This window comes from Aeromicrobium sp. Leaf272 (assembly GCF_001422865.1).
Classification (GTDB): Bacteria; Actinomycetota; Actinomycetes; order Propionibacteriales; family Nocardioidaceae; genus Aeromicrobium.
Window position 1 is genome coordinate 355,597 of the sequence record NZ_LMMY01000011.1, and the last position, 1,398, is coordinate 356,994.

The following is a 1,398-nucleotide window of genomic DNA, read 5'->3' on the forward strand; positions in this document are numbered from 1 at the left end:
GTGGATGCGGAGGTTGAACGTGCTCGCGTCGACCTGCGGCACGCGCAGGGCGGTGTCGATGCGGTAGAAGTCCTTGTTCGGCGTCACGTAGGGGCTGATCCCCTTCAGCTCCACCTGGGCGCCGGGCGGCACCGCGCTGGCCGGTACGGCAGCCTTCGGGAGCTTGACCGAGGCACGGGACTCACGACCGGCACTGGAGCCGAGGAAGCGGGTGACGCCGCCGCCGATCGCCATGACGGCGCTGGCGGCCAGGACGACCTGCAGGAAGGCGCGGCGGTCGAAGCCGGCGGGCGTCTCGTCACCGACCTTCGGCGCGAGCTCGAGTGCGCTGAGGAAGCGCATCAGGAGGAACACGCTCACGACGAGGGTGACGGCGGAGGGGATGGCGGTGACGACGACGTTGGCCGTCGAGGTGCGGTCGAGGACCGCGGTCAGGAGAGCGACGATCCCCAGCAGCGCCGTGATGCCGAGGGCGAGCCGCGGCCGACGCAGGCCCAACCAGCCGGCGACGGCCGCGGCGACCAGGAGGGTCACGGCGACGCCGCCGATGAGCACGGGCTTGTCGTTCGTCCCGAACTGCTCGATGGCGAATTCCTTGAGCGGACGGGGCACCAGGTCGATCACCCGGTTGCCGACCGACTCGATCGGCGTCGGGACGCCCAGCAGAGTGGCGACGCCCGATCCGGCTGCGACGCCTGCGACCGCAGCGAGCAGGCCCGACACGGCACCGGTCCACCACGGAGCGGTGGCCCGCGTGGTCTGGGTGGCGATCGAGTGGCTCATGCACGTGATTCGGGACCGTGACGGGCCTGGATGGGTCCAGATCCAAAAAAGTGTTCACGTCGGCGTGTCGTGAACAAGATCGTGTGTCACTCGCAGTTACCTTCGGCCGCCGGTTTCCCCTGCGCTCCCAGGGTTCCTAGGCTGTCGTCATGACCACGCGCGAGGGAGTGCAGTTCCGGTCCGAGAGCACGTCCGCCACGGCGAGGGAGGTCCTGGCCGATGCGCTGCGGCCCGCCGATCCGGTCGGTGCGCGCGCCGTCGAGCACGAGACGGCCTGGCGGCGGCAGTACCTCCAGCACTTCCGCCGGGCCGTGGAGGCCGGCGTCGGGGATGCGGTGGCTGCGCGATCGATCGCGGCCGAGGGGCTGCGCAGCGCGCATGCGGCCATGCGGTTCGACGACGTCGCCCTCGACGAGGCCCTGGCGGTGACGCCGCTGGACCAGGTGCTCAGCACGACCACCGTCCAGGGCGAGGCGGAGCCGGAGACCGAGCTGACCGTGCCCTACCGCGGCGAGAGGCTGGGGGGCGACGCCCTCCTTCGCCAGCTGGACGACTGGCTGGACCGTGGTGTGGTCACGCCGTCGTGCGCGGACGCGGTGCGCACCGTGCAGGCGA

General features: G+C 71.4%; 2 pseudogenes. One reads left to right on the forward strand and one right to left on the reverse strand.

Annotated elements, in window-relative coordinates:
• Nucleotides 1-783 (reverse strand): annotated as a pseudogene (locus ASF38_RS18010) (molybdopterin-binding oxidoreductase); the annotation flags it as partial.
• Between the two features lie 149 nt (nucleotides 784-932).
• Here ASF38_RS18010 and ASF38_RS18470 point away from each other — a divergent pair.
• A pseudogene (locus ASF38_RS18470) lies at nucleotides 933-1,398 on the forward strand (hypothetical protein); the annotation flags it as partial.